At 57.8% G+C, this 507-nt stretch carries 2 protein-coding genes; both read right to left on the bottom strand.

What is annotated here, in order from left to right; all coding sequences use genetic code 11:
- On the bottom strand, positions 1 to 205 hold a 205-nt coding region (locus tag DVK06_RS17290; protein WP_199718782.1), incomplete at its 3' end, for a DUF188 domain-containing protein.
- 41 nt (positions 206 to 246) lie between these two features.
- On the bottom strand, positions 247 to 507 hold a 261-nt coding region (locus tag DVK06_RS17285), incomplete at its 5' end, for a Holliday junction DNA helicase RuvB C-terminal domain-containing protein (protein WP_199718780.1).

Genomic DNA, 507 nt, shown 5'->3' with positions numbered 1-507 from the left:
CGCCTGCCTGCGCCAGCAATACAATTTCCCGGTCGGCCACAGCAAAGCCGGCGGGCACTTGCACTGCGCGGATATATCGGGACGGCGGCGTGCGCAGCAATTTATTCGCCACCAAAACCACCGGTATTTGCGTCGGGTCGGCGACACGAAACAAGATTTCCTTGATTACGCCGGGGCAGGCATCGGCATCGACCAAAATCTGCATCGCGCTGCTGTCAAATCAATAAAAGTTGCGCCGGCATCGTGCTAGCGCTGGTCCCACAGCTCGCCATTCGGCCCACTGCGCGGTGCCGTCACACCGAAATGAGAATAAGCTGCCGGTGTCGCAATGCGCCCGCGCGGTGTGCGCTGCAAGAAGCCCTGCTGAATCAGATAAGGTTCAAGCACATCTTCGATCGTATCGCGCTCTTCACCGATCGCAGCGGCCAAATTGTCCAAACCGACCGGGCCGCCATTGAACTTGAATAAAACGGCTTCGAGCAATTTGCGGTCCATCAGATCAAACCC

The organism is Halorubrum sp. Atlit-28R (genome assembly GCF_003665955.1).
Classification (GTDB): Archaea; Halobacteriota; Halobacteria; order Halobacteriales; family Haloferacaceae; genus Halorubrum; species Halorubrum tropicale.
This window is presented reverse-complemented; position numbering and strand designations above follow the sequence as displayed.